Raw genomic sequence first — 15,679 nt, 5'->3', positions numbered from 1 at the left:
TCAGCGCATCAGGTCGAGGGCGCGGGAGAAGAAGTCGCGGCCGCCGAAATTGCCGGACTTGAGAGCGAGCAGCATGGGATCGCCGAGGCCGGCTGCCCCTTGCCCCATCGTCCGGAGCACCGGCACCCCGGCGGCGATCTCGGGACCGAGGCGGAAGGCCTTCAGCCCGAGCGTGTCGACGACCGCGCCGGAGGTCTCGCCGCCCGCCACCACGAGGCGGCGCACACCGCGCGCCACCAGGTCCCCGGCGATGCGGGCCAAAGCGGCCTCGATGGCATGGCCGACCCGGTCGCCACCGTGGCGGGCCTGGAGGGCGCGCACGGTCTCGGGCTCGGCGCTGCTGGCGATGAGAACGGGGCCGGCGCCGACATGATCGCCGGCCCAGGCCACGGCGGCCTCGATCTCGGCCTCACCCGCGGCGAGCAGGCGCTCGGGGTCGAGGCGCCGCACCGGCATCACGGCTTGCGCCGCCGCGATCTGTCCGAGCGTCGCCTGCGAGCAGCTTCCGGCGAGGCAGGCGGCCAGGCCCCCAACGGGCGCGCCGAGATCCGAGGCGCTGTCCGGCGCCGCCGCCCGGCCGGCCGCCACGAGCGCGCGGGCGAGGCCGAGGCCGAGGCCCGACGCGCCCACCGAGATGCGATGGCCGAGCGCCGCCACCCCGAGAATTTCGAGATCGGTCTCCCTCACGGCGTCCGCGATGGCCGCGCCCACGCACTCGGCGGCGAGCGCGTCGAGGCGCGCGGCGACGGCGTCCGGCCCCTTCGCCACAGTGGCGAAATCCACGAGGCCCACGGGCGCCGCGCTCTGGCGGGCCAGCACCCGCACGAGGTTGGCGTCGCGCATCGGGTTGAGGGGATGGTCCTTGAGCGGGCTCTCGTTCAGCGGCACGGCGCCGACGAACAGGTTGCCCTGGTAGACGGTGCGCCCGGTCTCCGGGAAGGCGGGGGTGACGAGGGCGATGGCCTCGCCCGCATCGCCCCGCAGGGCGTCCAGGACGGGACCGATATTGCCCTGGTCGGTCGAATCGAAGGTCGAGCAGATCTTGAACAGGACATGGGCGGCGCCCCGGCCGCGCAGCCAGGCCTCGGCCGCGCGGGAGCGCGCCACCGCGTCCGCAGCCGGGATGGAGCGGCTCTTGAGGGCCACCACCACGGCATCGACCCCGGCCAGATCGAGGTCGTCGGCCGGGATGCCGATGGTCTGCACGGTGCGCAGGCCGGCCTGGGTCAGCGTGTTGGCGAGGTCCGAGGCGCCGGTATAGTCGTCGGCCACCGATCCGAGGGCGAGGCTCATCGGGTGGCCTCCCGGATTTGCGCCTGCTGTCCCTGCGACGCGCGGTAGGGCTCGAACCAGCCGAGGCCCTCCCCCGTGCCGCCGGCCGGGTTGTACTCGCAGCCGACGAAGCCCGCATAGCCGAGGCGGTCGAGCTCGGCGAAGAGGAAGGCGTCGTTCATCTCGCCGGTGCCGGGCTCGTGCCGGGTGGGCACGCTCGCGGTCTGGACGTGCCCGACCATCGGCATCAGGGTCCGCAGGCGGGTGGTCACGTCCCCGTGCAGGATCTGGCAATGGTAGAGGTCGAACTGCAGCTTCAGGTTCGGCAGGGCGAGGTCCTCGATCAGGCGGGCGGCCATGGCGAAGTCGTTGAGGAAGTAGCCCGGCATGTTGCGGGCGTTGATCGGCTCGAGCACGAGGTCGAGCCCTTCGCGACCCACCCGCTCGGCGGTCCAGGCCACGGCCCGGCGATAGGCCGCCTGCGCCGCCGGATCCTGCGCATCCGCCATGCCGGCCATGAGGTGGAGCCGGGCCACGCCGGTGGCCTTCGCGTAAGTCAGGCCGGTCTCGACGCCCGCCTGCACCTCCGCGAACCGGTTCGGCAGGGCGGCGAGGCCGCGCTCGCCCGCCGCCCAATCGCCCGGCGGCAGGTTGAACAGGGCCTGGGTGAGGCCGTACTGCGCCAAGCGCTCGGCAATGGCCTCGGGCGGATGGTCGTAGGGGAACAGGAATTCGACGGCGGTGAAGCCCGCTTCCCGGGCTGCCGCGAAGCGGTCGAGGAAGGGGCGTTCGGTGAACATCAGGGTGAGGTTGGCGGCAAAACGCGGCATCGGCTGTTCTCCCTTCAGGCCTTGGGCGACGGCAGGGTGACGCCGGCCACCTGGGCGTAGAGGCGGGCCACCGAGGCGTCGTCGTCCCGGCCCATGCCGGAGCCCGACGCCATCAGGAACATCTGCAGGGCGGCGGCCGCCACCGGCACGGGGTACTTTTCCGCCCGCGCCATGTCCTGCACGATGCCCAGATCCTTGACGAAGATGTCGACCGCGCTTCTCGGGCTGTAATCGCCGTCGAGCACGTGCGGCATGCGGTTCTCGAACATCCAGGAATTGCCGGCTGAGGCCGTGATCACCTCGTAGACCTTGCGCAGGTCGAGCCCCTGCTTGGCGGCAAAGCTCATGGCCTCGCTGGCGGCCGCGATGTGCACGCCCGCGAGCAGCTGGTTGATCATCTTGAAGGCGGCCCCCTGCCCGGCCGCGTCGCCGAGCGCGTAGAGCTTGCCGGCCATCGCCTCCAGGGCCGGTCGGGCGGCATCGAAGGCCGCCGTGCTGCCGGAGGCCAGGAAGGTGAGTTCGCCGTCCGCCGCCCGGACCGCGCCGCCGCTCATCGGGGCGTCGAGATAGTGCCGTCCGGTCTCCTCCAGCCGGGCCGCGAGGCGACGGGCGATGGCCGGGTCCATGGTGGCGGAGGAGACGAACACGGCGCTCTCGGGCATGGTCTCGGCAGCCCCGTCCGGCCCGAACAGCACCGCTTCGGTCTGGGCGGCGTTGACCACGACGCAGACCACCACGTCGGCCTCCGCCGCCGCCGCCGCCGGGTTCGCCGCCGCCTGTCCCCCGCTCTCGGCGAAGCGCGCGACCGCTTCCGCGTTCACGTCGCAGGCGGTGACCTGGAAGCCGGCCCGGAGGAGCGAACCGGCCATGCCGGCGCCCATGGAGCCGAGGCCGATCACGGCTACGCGGCGGTTCTGGGTGTTCGTGCTCATGGAGGGACCTGTCGGATGGAATTTCGAAATCAGGGGAAGGCGGATCGAACGGATGCTCCTGCCACTCACCCCGTCATCCCGGGTTCTGCTGCGCAGCCCCGGAATCACGGTGTGGGTTTCGGATCCGTCCGGCTCAGCGATTGACCACGTGCTTCGGGGTGACGAACACGCAGACCGCGCCGATCACCAGCATCACGGCGAGCGCGTACATGCCGGCGGCGGTGCTGCCGGTGGAATCGCGCAGGGCCCCGATCACGTAGGGGCTGGCGAAGCCCGCGAGGTTGCCCACCGAGTTGATCAGCGCGATGCCGGCCGCCGCACCCGCGCCGCTGAGAAAGGCGGTGGGCAGGGACCAGAACAGCGGCGCGCAGGTGAGCACGCCGCCGGCCGCCACGGCCAGCGCCGCGATGGCCACGACCGTGCTGCCGGTGCTGGCCGCGACCACGAAGCCGACCGCGCCGCAGAGGGCCGGGACGATGAGGTGCCAGCGCCGCTCGCGCATCCGGTCGGCGCTGCGGCCGAGCAGGATCATGACGAAGACCGCGAACAGGAACGGGATCGCGCTGACGAGACCGATGTTGAGGTTGCCCTGGATGCCGGACGCCTTGACGATGGTGGGCATCCAGAAGGTCAGGCCGTACTGGCCGGTGACGAAGGCGAAGTAGATCAGGCTCATGAACCAGATCCGGCCGTTGCGGAACACGGTGGCGATGGAATGCGGGCTCTGTTCCTTGCCGGCGCCGTCGGCGGCGATGTCGCGCTCGATGACCTGCTTCTCGGCGGCGTTCAGCCACTTGGCTTCCGAGGGGCGGTTGTCGAGATAGAAGAACACGGCGAGACCCACCAGCACCGCCGGCACCGCCTCGATCAGGAACATCCACTGCCAGCCGGACAGGCCGTGCGTGCCGTTGAACGTGTCCATGATCCAGCCGGAAAGCGGGTTGCCGAAGATGCCCGAGACCGGGATCGCCGACATGAACACCGCGATCACCCGGGCGCGGCGATGGGCCGGGAACCAGGTCGTCGTGTAGAGGATCACGCCCGGATAGAAGCCGGCCTCCGCAAGGCCGAGCAGGAAGCGCATGAGGTAGAACGAGGTCGCGGAGTTCACGAACATGAACCCGGCCGAGATGATGCCCCAGGTGATCATGATGCGGGCGATCCAGACCCGGGCGCCGACCCGGTGCAGGATGACGTTCGAGGGCACCTCGAACAGGAAGTAGCCGATGAAGAACAGGCCGGCGCCGAGGCCGTAGACCGTTTCGCTGAAGCCCAGCTCCTGGGACATCTGCAGCTTGGCGAAGCCCACGTTCACGCGGTCGAGATAGGCGACCACGTAGCAGAGCATCAGGAACGGCACGAGCCGCCAGAATACCTTCGTGTAGGTCTGCTCGACGAAATCCGACGATGGCGCGCCGGCGCCGCGCGCGGATGCGCCCGGCATGGTCGAAGCTTTCGCCGTTGAAGCTTGCACGGTCATGTTTCCTCCTGCGGGCGCCCGCTTTGCGGATCACCGTTCTGGCGTTGCAGAATTTTATCGGTGCGCGACTCCTGTTGGCAGCGCTTGCATCCTAGATAACAGTGATTGGCAGCGCTGCCAATCTGATTGTTGCGGGTCGCTAACCTTGCTATGGCTCTGCCGTCCCTGCCCCGAGGATGAAGGTCGCCGATGAACGTGCATGAGCCCGAGCGCCGGCTCGTGACCCTGGCCGACGTCGCCCGCGCGGCCGGGGTCGGCGAGAGCACGGTCTCCCGCGTCCTGCGCAACCAGGGCTCGTTCTCGAAGCGCACCCAGGATCGGGTCGCGGAGGCGGTGGCGCGCCTCGGCTACGTGCCGAACCGCCTGGCCGGCATGCTGGCGGGCTCCGGTACCACGGCGGGCGCCAAGCTGGTCGGCATCATCATCCCGTCGCTCACCAACATCGTGTTCCCGGATCTCCTGCGCGGCGCCAACGCCGCCCTCGACCGCGACGGTTTCCAGAGTGTGATCGGGGTCTCGGACTACGACCCGAGCCGCGAGGAGGCGCTGATTGGCGCCCTGCTCTCCTGGCGCCCGGCCGGTCTCATCGTCACCGGCCTGGAGCACACGCCCGGTGCGGTCGCGCGCCTGCGGGCGAGCGGCATCCGTGTCGTCGAGATGATCGATACCGACGGCACCGGCCTCGACATCGTGGTGGGGTTCTCGAACCGGGCGGTGGGTTGCGACAGCGCCCGGCACCTGCTCGACCGGGGCTACCGCCGCATCGGCTATGTCGGGCACGACATCACGCGGGACCTGCGCGCGGCCAAGCGGTTGGCGGGGTTCTGCGAGACGCTGGTCCAGGCCGGCCATCCCCTGGTGGAGCGCGCGATCGCGTCGGGCCCCTCCTCGGCGGCGGCCGGGCGGGAGGCCCTGGGGCAACTCCTCGCCCGCCGGCCCGACCTCGACGCGGTCTATTTCTCCAACGACGACATGGCGCTCGGCGGCTACTTCCACTGCCTCGCCGAAGGCATCGCGGTGCCGGGGCGCCTCGCCCTGTTCGGTTTCAACGCCCTCGACATCGCCGCGGCGATGCCCCGGCCCCTCGCCACCATCCGCACCCCGCGCCTGGAGATCGGCGCGATGGCGGCCGAGCGCCTCGGAGCGGACGGCCCGCCGGAGGTGATCGATCTCGGCTATGAACTGATCCCCGGCGCCACCGCCTGAGATCGCCCCTCACGATCAAGGAACGCCATGAGCGAGAGAACATCGAACGAGAGAACATCGAGCGAGACTACACCGAGCGAGTCCCGGCTTCGCGAACAGATCTGCCGGTTCGGCCGCTCGCTGTTCGAGCGCGGCCTGACGCCGGGCTCGTCGGGCAACATCTCGCTCCGCCTCGACGACGGCGGCTGGCTGGTGACGCCCACCAACGCCTCGCTGGGCTTCCTCGATCCGGCCACGATCTCGCGCCTGGACGCTACGGGCGCCCTGGTCTCGGGCCACGCGCCCACGAAGGAGATTCCGCTTCACGCGGCGCTCTACGACAGCCGCACGGAGGCGCGCGCCATCGTCCACCTGCACTCGACCCACGCGGTCGCGGTTTCGATGCTGCCGGAGATCGACCCGAAGGCGGTGCTGCCCCCACTGACGCCCTATTACCTGATGCGGGCCGGCGCCACGGCCCTGGTGCCGTATTACCGACCCGGCGATCCGGCGGTGGCGGACGCGATCCGGGGGCTGGCTGGCCGCTACGCCTCGGTGCTGCTGGCCAATCACGGCCCGGTGGTGGCCGGCACCACCCTGGAGAACGCGGTCTTCGCCACCGAGGAGCTGGAGGAGACGGCCAAGCTCTACCTCCTCCTGCGCAACCTCAATCCGCGCCACCTCAGCCCAGGGCAGGTCCAGGATCTCGTCAGCCATTTCGGCCTGACCCTGCCGGAGCCGGACGGGCACGACCACGGGCATTGAGACCGCGACCGGCGTCGATTCAGGCTGCCACCTCGATCTGCGCCCCCGGCAGGGCGGCCGCGATCTCGGCGGCGATGCCGACCGAGGCGATGTTCTTGGATTTCGCCTCGATCTCGAAATCGGCCCAGGCCATGTGGCGGGCCACCAGGGCGTTGACGGCCCGGTTCCACATCATGTCCGAATGGGCGGCGAGGTCGCGCCAGTTGTGGCCGGCCTCCGTCAGCGCGGCGAAATCCGGCAGGGCGTCGGGCGCGTGGCCCTCCAGCAGGCTCTCGCGCGAGACGCTGATATGCGCCACGGGGCGCACCCCGCGCCAGGATTCGCGCACGCGCATCACGCGCGGGTCGTCGGGTTCGATATACGCGCCCCGGCTCTCGACCCAGTGATGGTGCAGGTCGAGCACCACCGGAACGACATCGGCGAGGCCCAGCACCGTGTCGAGCCCGAAGACGTTCTCGTCGTTCTCGACCGTAAGGAGGTCGCGCGCCGTCTGCGAGAGCTTGGGCAGGCTGGCCCGGAAGCCGGCGATGCCGGGGTCGCGGGCGCCCACATGGATGTTGATGTGGGCCCCGTGCGGATGCCAGCCCTGGCCGTAGCCGAGCATCGCCATGAGTTCGGCGTGGTGCTCGAGTTCCTCGATACCGTTGCGCTCGGCATTCGGGTTCTGCGAGGCGATGACGCAGAACGGCCCCGGATGGAAACTCAGGCGCACCGCCCCATCCCGCGCGATGGCGCCGATCCGGGCGAGGCCGTCCTCGACGAGGCGGCGCATCTCGGGTTCGGCGTAGATGTCCTGCGCCACCGCGTGGGTGTAGCCGGGCAGGACGTTGCTGGCGATCCGCAGCAGGCGCTCGATCACGGGCCGGGCGGCGACCCAGGCCACCTGCCGCTCCAGGGCGCCGAGGTTGTGGCGCACCAGACCCTCGAGCTTCGCCCGCCGCGCGGCGGGCGCCAGCGTCTTCAGATGCGCCATGGTGGCGTGGGTGAGATTCATCTGCAGGGTCGCCTCGCGGGCGGCCTTCAGGGTCTTGAAGCTCTCGGGCGGGGCCTCGAGGATGAACTTGCAGCAGAAGCCGAGGCGGGGTGTTGGATCGGTCATGGGGCGATAACGCGGCGGAACGCCATTGGTGCACGGCCGGAACCCCCGGCCGGCCCAGGCGCGTTGCCCCGGCGCCGAACCCTTGTGCAGGGTGGTCCGGTGCAAGCGTAACGTGCCGGCTCCCGCGCCGGACCCGGAGCCCCGATGGACGCCAAACTCGCTGATCAGGTCCGGCACGCGGCCGACCTCGCCCGCCGGCTGACCCTGGCCTACCCGAAGGGGTCGCGCCGCGACGACTTCCCCTTCGCGGTCGTGGCCGCCTTCGACGCCGACATCCGCGGGCGCGTCGAACGCGATCGCCGGATCGAGGACGAGCGCGACCGGGTGCTCATCGCCGCCGTCAACTTCGCCGAGACGCCGCCCGACGACGAGCCCGAGGCCGTCGAGCCGGCGCGCCGCGCCCTCGTCGCGGCGATCGACTACCTCGAACAGGCGACCCTGCGCTTCGGGATCGTCAATCGCGAGGGCGCGCGGCTCGGCTACGGCGAGGCCGGTCAGCGGCTCACGGCGGGCGGCTGACGCCATCTTCCCCGCCGCCCAATTCGTGATGACGGATCCTGCGACCCAGGCGCCGGTCCGCGCGTTATACACCTCCGCCGGCGCATACCCGGCGCTCCGTTCGATCAGCGTGGTCTTCTTCCGATGCGTCGCCTGTTTCCCGTCTTCATCGCCGCCGTCGCTCTCCTGGCAGGGGTGATCCTGTTCACCTTCGTCAAGCACGGCGACACCGCCCACACCCAGCCGGTGCCGGAAGCCGGCGCGAGCGCCCGCTGATGCCGCGCTGGCTGCCGCTCGCGGGCGCCGCATTGCTCGCCATCCTGGTGGTGATCGGCCTCGGCCTGTGGAAGTTCGAGCGGTTGCAGGAGGCGCGCATCGAGAATGGCGGCCGCCCGGCCATTCCCGCCTGCGCACCCGACCGGGTCGGCGATACGGGGCTCGCCGCCAATTGCCCGGGAACCGCCTTCCCGCCCGCCAAGGCGCCGTAGGACCCGCGTCGCACGGCGGGGACCGCGTTCAGGGCCGGCAGGCCCGCAGGAAGAAATCCAGCGAGCGCTTCAACGTCTCGCGCTTGACGTGGGTCATGCCCGGCCGCTCCAGGCCGAGTTCCGTCCGGTCGACGAACCCCCGGATGGTCAGCCCCAGGAAGGCGTCCGCCGCGTGACGGACATCCTCCACGGCGATCTCGCCGGACCGGACGCCTTCCTCCAGGCAGCGCTCGACCAGGGGCACCACGCGTGCCAATCCGAAATCATGGAGCGCGCGGGCGAATTCCGGGAAGCGCGCGGCCTCGGCCACCATCACCCGCCGGAACGCGATGCAGTCGGGGGTCAGGACCGTCTCGAGGATGGCGAGGGCAATGCGGTGGAGCCGCTCCTCCAGGGAGCCGGCCTCGGCCGCCACCCGCTCGATGGAGGGCACGTTCTCCTCGATGAAGCGCACGCAGACGGCTTCGAAAAGATCGACCTTGGAGGTGAAGCGCGTGTAGATCGTCTTCTTCGACAGACCGGCGGAACCCGCGATCGCGTCGATGCTCGCCGCTTCGAAGCCCTCGGTGAGGAACACCGCCTTGGCTGCGGCCAGGACGCGCAGCAGGACGTCGCCCTCGGTCCCGCGCGGCGGGCGGCCGAGGCGCCGGACCGGCGACGGCGTCACGTCCCTCTGAGTCACGGCGCGGTGTCCTCCCCCGGGGAAACGATGCCAGCCCTGCCCGGCGAACACCAGGGCGGCGGCACCAACGCCATGTGGACCCGGTTCCGCCATGTTGATCCGGCTCGCCCCTCCTGCCGTTTCAGAAGAACGCCTGCAGCCCCGTCTGCGCCCGGCCGAGGATGAGCGCGTGGACGTCGTGCGTGCCTTCGTAGGTGTTCACCGTCTCGAGGTTCTGGGCGTGGCGCATCACATGGTACTCGCCCATGATGCCGTTGCCGCCGTGCATGTCGCGGGCGACCCGGGCGATGTCGAGGGCCTTGCCGCAATTGTTGCGCTTGATCAGCGAGATCATCTCGGGCGCCATCCGCCCCGCGTCGAACAGGCGCCCGACCCGCAGTGCGGCCTGGAGGCCGAGGGCGATCTCGGTCTGCATGTCGGCGAGCTTCTTCTGAACGAGCTGGGTCTGGGCGAGCGGCCGGCCGAATTGCTGGCGCTCCAGGGTGTAGGACCGCGCCCGGTGCCAGCAATCCTCCGCCGCCCCCATGGCGCCCCAGGCGATGCCGTAGCGTGCCCGGTTGAGGCAGCCGAACGGCCCCTTCAGGCCCGAGACGTTGGGCAGAAGCGCGTCCTCCCCCACCTCGACATCCGCCATCACGATCTCCCCCGTGGTGGAGGCGCGGAGCGAAAGCTTGCCCTTCAGGGTCGGGGCCGAGAGACCCGGCATGCCCTTCTCCAGGATGAAGCCCCGGATCGCGCCCTCATGCGCCTCGGACTTGGCCCAGACCACGAACACGTCGGCGAAGGGCGCGTTCGAGATCCACATCTTGGCTCCCGATAGGCGATAGCCCCCGTCGGTCTGCACGGCCTTCGTCTTCATGCCGGCCGGGTCCGAGCCGGCATCGGGCTCGGTCAGGCCGAAGCAGCCGATCCACTCGCCGGCGGCGAGCTTGGGCAGGAACTTGCGGCGCTGGTCGTCCGAGCCGTAGGCGTGGATCGGGTACATCACCAGCGAGGATTGCACGCTCATCATCGAGCGGTAGCCGGAATCCACCGCCTCGACGGCGCGAGCGACGAGGCCGTAGGCGACGTACGTGGCGCCGGCGCCGCCGTATTCCTCCGGCAGGGTCACGCCCAGCAGCCCGCGCGCGCCCATCTTGGCGAAGAGTTCGGGGTTGGGGGTCTCGTGGGCGTAGGCCTCGACGATGCCGGGCAGGAGTTCCTCCTGCGCGAAGGACCGGGCCGCCTCGTGGATGGCGCGTTCGTCCTCGGTGAGCTGGTCGTCCATCAGGAAGGGATCGTCCCAGGCGAAGCCGGCGGAAGCGGGGGCTGTCGGCGCGGCTGAGCCGGGCGGGCGCGTCGGAGCGTTCATCGGCGTTCCTCGAATTGTCTGTTCCGGCGATCCTATCAGGCCGCGCCGGAGAGGCCACCCGCGCGGCGCCGGAGTGGAACGGGGCGAATTCCTGGTAGACAGGCACCGCGCCGGAGGGCGTCGTGCCGGGCGGCGCAGGGATGGGAGAACACGTATGGGCGAGACGACGGCGCAGGACGGCGGCCCACAGCCTTCATCGCCGGCCCTGCCGCTGACCGGCATCCGCGTGCTCGATCTCTCGCGCGTGCTCGCCGGCCCCTGGTGCGCCATGTGCCTGGGCGATCTCGGGGCCGAAGTGATCAAGGTCGAGCACCCGGAGCGGGGCGACGACACCCGCGACTGGGGCCTGCGCACGGGCGCCACCAACACCTCGTATTTCGACAGCGCCAACCGCAACAAGCGCTCGATCACCCTCGACCTCGCCACCCCGGAGGGGCTGGCGATCGCGCGCGATCTCGCCCGGTCCAGCGACGTGGTGGTGCAGAATTTCAAGACCGGCGGCGCCGATCGCCTTGGCCTCGGCTACGCGGACCTCAGCGCCGAGAACCCGCGCCTGATCTACTGCTCGATCTCCGGCTACGCCTCGGACGGCCCCGAGGCGACGCGGCCGGGCTACGACATCGTGGTGCAGGGCGAGTCCGGCCTGATGGCGCTGAACGGCGAGGCCGACCGGCCCCCCCTGAAGTTCGGCCTCGCGGCGGTCGACCTCTTCACCGGGCAATACGCGACCCAGGGGGTGCTCGCCGCCCTGTTCGAGCGCGAGCGCACCGGGCTCGGGCGCCACGTCGAACTGGCCCTGTTCGATTGCGGCGTGGCGCTCACCGCCTATTGCGGCCTGGAGGCGATGGTGCGGGGGCACGATCCCGTCCGTGCCGGCAACGCCCATCCGTCGATCGCGCCCTATGGCGTGTTCGAGACCGGGGACGGCCCGATCGTCCTGGCGGTGGGCAACAACGGCCAGTACCGCCGCCTGTGCGAGCAGGTGCTGGAGCGTCCCGACCTCGCCTCCGATCCGCGCTTTTCCACCAACCTGGAGCGCTCGCGCAACCGGTCGCAGTTCCTGCCGGCGCTCGAGGCCGAACTCGCCCGCTGGACCCGGGCCGATCTCGTCGCCCGGCTGGACGCGGCGGGCATTCCCTGCGGCGAGGTGCTGGGTCTGCACGAGGCCCTGACCTCCGATCGGGCGCGGGCCGGTACCCTCGTGCTGCCCCAGGGCGGCGACGCCCATCCGCGCGCCCACGTCCTCGCCCCGCCCTATCGCCTCGACGGGGAGCGCCTGCCCGTCCGCCTGATGCCGCCGGCCCTCGGGGCGTCGAGCGCCGAGATCCGAGCGGAATCCGACGCGCGGCGCGCGGGAGAGATCCGGGCGGAGCCGGTGGACGGAAAACCGTAGCGCGACCCGAGGACGAATCCCTCGAACCCGCAGGCGTCTTCAAACCGGCAGCAGCGTGAACCCGAGGCTCCGGCCCGCGAAGCGCGCCGTGATCCGGCCCGGCTCCGCCAGGTCGAACGGCACCGAGAGCGTGCCGGTGGAGACGATGCTGCCGGCGGGAAGAGTCATGCCGCGCTCGCGCGCCACGGCCATCAGGTCGGTGAGCGCGGCGAGCGGGTCGGTCACGTCGTCGCCCGTGACGGCGCGGACCCGCTCGGTCCCGTCGACTTCGACCACGAGGCTGCGCGCCACCTCGGCGAGGTCGGCCGCCGGAATCGCCGGGCCGAGCACCAGGGCCTGGAAGGCGGAATTGTCGGCGGCGAAGCTCGGCCAGCCGACGGCGCGGCGATCGAAGAACCGGGACAGCACGAGTTCGAACGCCGCGCAGGTCTCGCCGACGATGTCGGCCGCCGGGACCACGGGAGCGTCCGGGGCGACATCGCGGGCGATCCGGTACGCGATCTCGAACTCGATCGTGACCGCGCCGGCATGCGGCATCCGGAGCGCGGCGCCGTCGGCGTGAAGGTGATCCTTCAGCACCCGGCCCGCGATGGAGCGGCCGACGCCGGAACTGCGCTTGCCCTTGTGACTGCCAATGGCGAGCTTCCAGCCGACGGATTCCGCGTCGAGGGCGGCCAGGAGCCGATCCTGGACGTCGTAGCCCTCCGCCATTGTGCGCGGGCGGACGGCCTCCGGCAATTCGGCGAAGGGCCGCCCGTCGCGATAGGCATCCCGCAGCAGCTCCGCGGCGGGCCGGGGATCGAAGGTATCGGAATCGAACGTATCGGACATGGCGGACCTTGCTGTCGGGCGGAGCGGAGCGCGACCGATCCCCTCCCGGATCCTCTACCGGATTCCTGCGCCCGAATGCGTCTGTTTCCTCAGCGCGCCCTGTCCGGAGAAGGCTCGGCCCGCAGGAAATCGAAGTCGCAGCCTTCGTCCGCCTGCAGCACCGTCTCGTAGAACAGGTGCAAGTAGCCGCGCCTAGCCCAATCCGGTCTGACGGGCGGTCCGAGCGCGATCCGGCGCCGCTCCAGCTCCGCATCGTCGACCAGCACGTCGATGCGCCGGCCCGCGGTGTCGAGCCTGATGAGGTCGCCGCTCCGGACGAGGCCGAGGGGGCCGCCAACGGCCGATTCCGGCGTGATGTGGAGGACGATGGTGCCGAAGGCGGTTCCGCTCATGCGCGCATCGGAGATCCGCACCATGTCCTTGATCCCGCGCGCCAGGATCTGTTTCGGAATCGGCAGGTAGCCCGCCTCGGGCATGCCGGGGGCGCCCTTCGGTCCGCCGTTCTGGAGGACGAGGACGTCGTCCGGTCCGACGTCGAGGTCGGGATCGTCGATCCGGGTGGTCATGTCGGCGATCGAGGTGAACACCACCGCCCGGCCGGTGTGCTGAAGCAGGGCGGGGCTTGCGGCGCTGTGCTTGATCAGGGCGCCGCGCGGGGCGAGATTGTCGCGCAGGACCGCCATGGCGCCGACCGGCTTGATCGGGTCTCCGGCGGAGCGGATCACGGTCTGGCCCGGCACGTCCTCGGCATGCGCCACCACGTCCCGCAAGGTGCCGCCCGCCACGGTGCGGGCGTCGCGATCGATCAGCGATCCCAGGTTCCGGAGCAGGGTCGGCAGGCCGCCCGCATGGTGGAAATGCTCCATGTAGTGCTGGCCCGAGGGCTTGAGGTCGACCAGCACGGGCACGGCCCGGCCGATTGCGTCGAAGGCGTCGAGATCGATGCCGTGCGGCGTCCGATTGGCGATGGCGGTCAGGTGGATCAGGCCGTTGGTCGACCCGCCGATCGCCTGCATCACCACCTGGGCGTTGCGGAAGGCGGCCGGTGTCAGGAGTTCGCTCGGCCGCGGGCCGCCCGAGACCGCCATCTCGGCGGCGCGGCGACCGCTCGCCTCGGCGATGCGGATGCGCTCGGCATGGGGCGCCGGCACGGTGGCGCTCATCGGCAGCGACAGGCCGAGCGCTTCCGTGACGCAGGCCATGGTGCTGGCCGTGCCCATCACCATGCAGGTGCCGACGGAGGGGGCGAGGCGGCTGTTGACCCGCTCGATCTCCTCGGCGTCGATCGCGCCGGCCCGATGAGCGCTCCAGAGCCGGCGGCAATCGGTGCAGGCGCCGAGCACCTCGCCCTTGTGGTGGCCCACCACCATCGGGCCGACCGGGATGACCACGGTGGGCAGGTCGACGCTCGCCGCCGCCATGATCTGCGCCGGCAGGGTCTTGTCGCAGCCGCCGATGACGAGGACCGCGTCCATCGGCTGGGCCCGCAGCATCTCATCGGTGTCCATGGCCATCAGGTTGCGCAGGACCATCGAAGTCGGGTGGGCGAAGCTCTCGTGGATCGAGATCGTCGGGAACACCATCGGCAGGCCGCCGGCCAGCATCACCCCGCGCTTGGCCGCCTCGATCAGGGCGGGGGCGTTGCCGTGGCAGGGGTTGTAGTCGCTCGCCGTGTTGGTGATGCCGACGATGGGCCGGTCGAGGGCATCGTCCGAGTAGCCCGCCGCCTTGATGAAGGCCTTGCGCAGGAACAGGGAGAAGCCCGCGTCGCCGTAGCTGGTGAGGCCCTTGCGCAGACCTTTGCTCATGATGCGCGTCCCGTTCCGGATGTCAGGGCGCCACGCGGGCGCGTGGGTCGACGCGGGCGATGCGCGACAGGAGGTAGTCGACCTCCGCCCTGCCCTGCGCCGACAGGCTCGCGGCCGGCTTGCGCTGGGCGTCCGAGGCGAAGATGCCCCGCTTCTGGAAGACGTACTTGCGCACCGCGAGGCCCAGGGGACCCTGCTGCTGTTCGTATCGCAGATACGGCAGGTGCGCGTCGAAGAGGTCGTGCGCCGCATCGCGCGCCCCGGCCTTCGACAGCCGCACGACGTCGACCAGCATCTCCGGGAAGGCGTAGCCGGTGTTGGCGCCGTCCGCGCCGCGCTCCATCTCGAAGTCGAGGAACAGGCCGCCATTGCCGGTGAGGATCGCGATGTGGCGCATCGAACCGTCCTGCTCGAAGGCGCGCAGCGCCGTGATCTTGTCGAGCCCCGGCCAATCCTCGTGCTTGAGCATGACGCAGGACGGATTCTCGGTGACGATCCGGCGGATGACCGCGGGGGTCATCACCACCGAGAAGGTCAGCGGGTAATCCTGGATCACGAAGGGCACGTCGGCGCCGATCGCCTCGGCGGCGTTGCGGTAATAGGCCACCACCTGATCGTCGGTGCGCAGGGTGTTGGGCGGCCCGATCATAACGCCGGCCGCACCCAGATCCATCACCCCGCGGGCGAGCGACCGCATGGCGGCGAAACCGGGTGCCGAGACGCCGACGAGGACGGGGATATCCAGGCGCCCGACGACCCGCTTGGCGATGGCGACCGCCTCGGCATGGTCGAGCTTCGGCGCTTCGCCGAGCTGGCCCAGGATGGTGACGCCATCGACGCCCGCGCCCGAGAAGACCCCGCACATCCGGTCGAGGGAGGCCTCGTCGACCCGGCCGTCGGGATGGAAGGGGGTCGGGGCGATGGGGATCACCCCCTTGATCGCGCTGGTCAGAGCCATGGTGTCCTCCTTGGGGGTCGGCGGGGCCGCGGAACGGGGAAGTGACGAGGAAGTGGCAGGGGATCGTCGGGGGATCGTTGGCGCTGTCGGGTTGACGAGGTCTGACC

The 15,679-nt window shown here is 70.8% G+C and carries 16 protein-coding genes; 6 read left to right on the top strand and 10 right to left on the bottom strand.

Annotated features, from left to right (window positions below; all coding sequences use genetic code 11):
• The 4 genes from otnK to ACV7NL_RS15285 all read right to left on the bottom strand — a co-directional run bounded on the left by otnK (position 1) and on the right by ACV7NL_RS15285 (position 4,478).
• Positions 1 to 1,293, bottom strand: coding sequence for a 3-oxo-tetronate kinase (gene otnK, locus ACV7NL_RS15300; RefSeq protein ID WP_463356117.1), 1,293 nt, complete (start codon positions 1,291 to 1,293; stop codon positions 1 to 3).
• Positions 1,290 to 2,102 (bottom strand): 2-oxo-tetronate isomerase, encoded by an 813-nt coding sequence (gene otnI, locus ACV7NL_RS15295; RefSeq protein ID WP_463356116.1) that lies wholly within the window; start codon positions 2,100 to 2,102, stop codon positions 1,290 to 1,292. The genes otnK and otnI overlap by 4 nt, the downstream gene beginning before the upstream one ends.
• 14 nt (positions 2,103 to 2,116) lie before the next feature.
• Positions 2,117 to 3,034, bottom strand: a complete 918-nt coding sequence (ltnD, locus tag ACV7NL_RS15290; protein ID WP_463356115.1) for an L-threonate dehydrogenase — start codon at positions 3,032 to 3,034, stop codon at positions 2,117 to 2,119.
• A 133-nt stretch (positions 3,035 to 3,167) separates the two neighbouring features.
• On the bottom strand, positions 3,168 to 4,478 hold the full coding sequence (locus tag ACV7NL_RS15285; RefSeq protein WP_056190729.1) for an MFS transporter: 1,311 nt from the start codon (positions 4,476 to 4,478) through the stop codon (positions 3,168 to 3,170).
• A 225-nt stretch (positions 4,479 to 4,703) separates the two neighbouring features.
• On the opposite strand from ACV7NL_RS15285, the gene ACV7NL_RS15280 reads away from it, so the two are divergent.
• On the top strand, positions 4,704 to 5,720 hold the full coding sequence (locus tag ACV7NL_RS15280; RefSeq protein WP_056481042.1) for a LacI family DNA-binding transcriptional regulator: 1,017 nt from the start codon (positions 4,704 to 4,706) through the stop codon (positions 5,718 to 5,720).
• Positions 5,721 to 5,747: 27 nt separating this feature from the next.
• Positions 5,748 to 6,464, top strand: coding sequence for a 3-oxo-tetronate 4-phosphate decarboxylase (gene otnC / locus ACV7NL_RS15275; RefSeq protein ID WP_463356114.1), 717 nt, complete (start codon positions 5,748 to 5,750; stop codon positions 6,462 to 6,464).
• 19 nt (positions 6,465 to 6,483) lie between these two features.
• Here otnC and ACV7NL_RS15270 read toward each other — a convergent pair whose 3' ends face one another.
• Complete coding sequence (locus ACV7NL_RS15270; protein ID WP_463356113.1) at positions 6,484 to 7,563, bottom strand: apurinic/apyrimidinic endonuclease family protein; 1,080 nt, start codon at positions 7,561 to 7,563, stop codon at positions 6,484 to 6,486.
• Positions 7,564 to 7,707: 144 nt separating this feature from the next.
• On the opposite strand from ACV7NL_RS15270, the gene ACV7NL_RS15265 reads away from it, so the two are divergent.
• The 3 genes from ACV7NL_RS15265 to ACV7NL_RS15255 all read left to right on the top strand — a co-directional run bounded on the left by ACV7NL_RS15265 (position 7,708) and on the right by ACV7NL_RS15255 (position 8,549).
• Positions 7,708 to 8,082: a hypothetical protein gene (locus ACV7NL_RS15265; protein ID WP_056481038.1), complete on the top strand. Its 375-nt coding sequence runs from the start codon at positions 7,708 to 7,710 to the stop codon at positions 8,080 to 8,082.
• Positions 8,083 to 8,205: 123 nt separating this feature from the next.
• Positions 8,206 to 8,337 carry a hypothetical protein gene (locus ACV7NL_RS15260; protein ID WP_274533606.1) on the top strand — a complete coding sequence of 44 codons (132 nt, stop codon included), beginning with the start codon at positions 8,206 to 8,208 and terminating at the stop codon, positions 8,335 to 8,337.
• Positions 8,337 to 8,549, top strand: a complete 213-nt coding sequence (locus ACV7NL_RS15255; RefSeq protein ID WP_056481036.1) for a hypothetical protein — start codon at positions 8,337 to 8,339, stop codon at positions 8,547 to 8,549. The genes ACV7NL_RS15260 and ACV7NL_RS15255 overlap by 1 nt, the downstream gene beginning before the upstream one ends.
• Before the next feature lie 28 nt (positions 8,550 to 8,577).
• Here ACV7NL_RS15255 and ACV7NL_RS15250 read toward each other — a convergent pair whose 3' ends face one another.
• Both ACV7NL_RS15250 and ACV7NL_RS15245 read right to left on the bottom strand, forming a co-directional pair.
• Positions 8,578 to 9,231 (bottom strand): TetR/AcrR family transcriptional regulator, encoded by a 654-nt coding sequence (locus ACV7NL_RS15250; protein ID WP_463356112.1) that lies wholly within the window; start codon positions 9,229 to 9,231, stop codon positions 8,578 to 8,580.
• A gap of 121 nt (positions 9,232 to 9,352) precedes the next feature.
• Positions 9,353 to 10,582: an acyl-CoA dehydrogenase gene (locus ACV7NL_RS15245; protein ID WP_463356111.1), complete on the bottom strand. Its 1,230-nt coding sequence runs from the start codon at positions 10,580 to 10,582 to the stop codon at positions 9,353 to 9,355.
• Positions 10,583 to 10,736: 154 nt separating this feature from the next.
• On the opposite strand from ACV7NL_RS15245, the gene ACV7NL_RS15240 reads away from it, so the two are divergent.
• Entirely contained in the window at positions 10,737 to 11,975 is a 1,239-nt protein-coding gene (locus tag ACV7NL_RS15240; protein ID WP_463356110.1) for a CaiB/BaiF CoA transferase family protein, read from the top strand.
• A gap of 39 nt (positions 11,976 to 12,014) precedes the next feature.
• On the opposite strand, the gene ACV7NL_RS15235 is transcribed toward ACV7NL_RS15240, so the two are convergent.
• The 3 genes from ACV7NL_RS15235 to ACV7NL_RS15225 form a co-directional block, all read right to left on the bottom strand.
• The gene (locus tag ACV7NL_RS15235) at positions 12,015 to 12,806 is read right to left on the bottom strand and encodes a 2-keto-4-pentenoate hydratase (protein ID WP_463356109.1); all 792 of its coding nucleotides are present in this window, start codon (positions 12,804 to 12,806) and stop codon (positions 12,015 to 12,017) included.
• An 89-nt stretch (positions 12,807 to 12,895) separates the two neighbouring features.
• Positions 12,896 to 14,614: an IlvD/Edd family dehydratase gene (locus ACV7NL_RS15230; protein ID WP_463356108.1), complete on the bottom strand. Its 1,719-nt coding sequence runs from the start codon at positions 14,612 to 14,614 to the stop codon at positions 12,896 to 12,898.
• 22 nt (positions 14,615 to 14,636) lie between these two features.
• Positions 14,637 to 15,572: a dihydrodipicolinate synthase family protein gene (locus ACV7NL_RS15225; protein ID WP_463356107.1), complete on the bottom strand. Its 936-nt coding sequence runs from the start codon at positions 15,570 to 15,572 to the stop codon at positions 14,637 to 14,639.
• Positions 15,573 to 15,679: the final 107 nt, after the last annotated feature.

The organism is Methylobacterium sp. Ger2507 (genome assembly GCF_055231875.1).
Note: the sequence above shows the minus strand (reverse complement) of the source record. Positions and strands in the feature narration are given on the sequence as shown.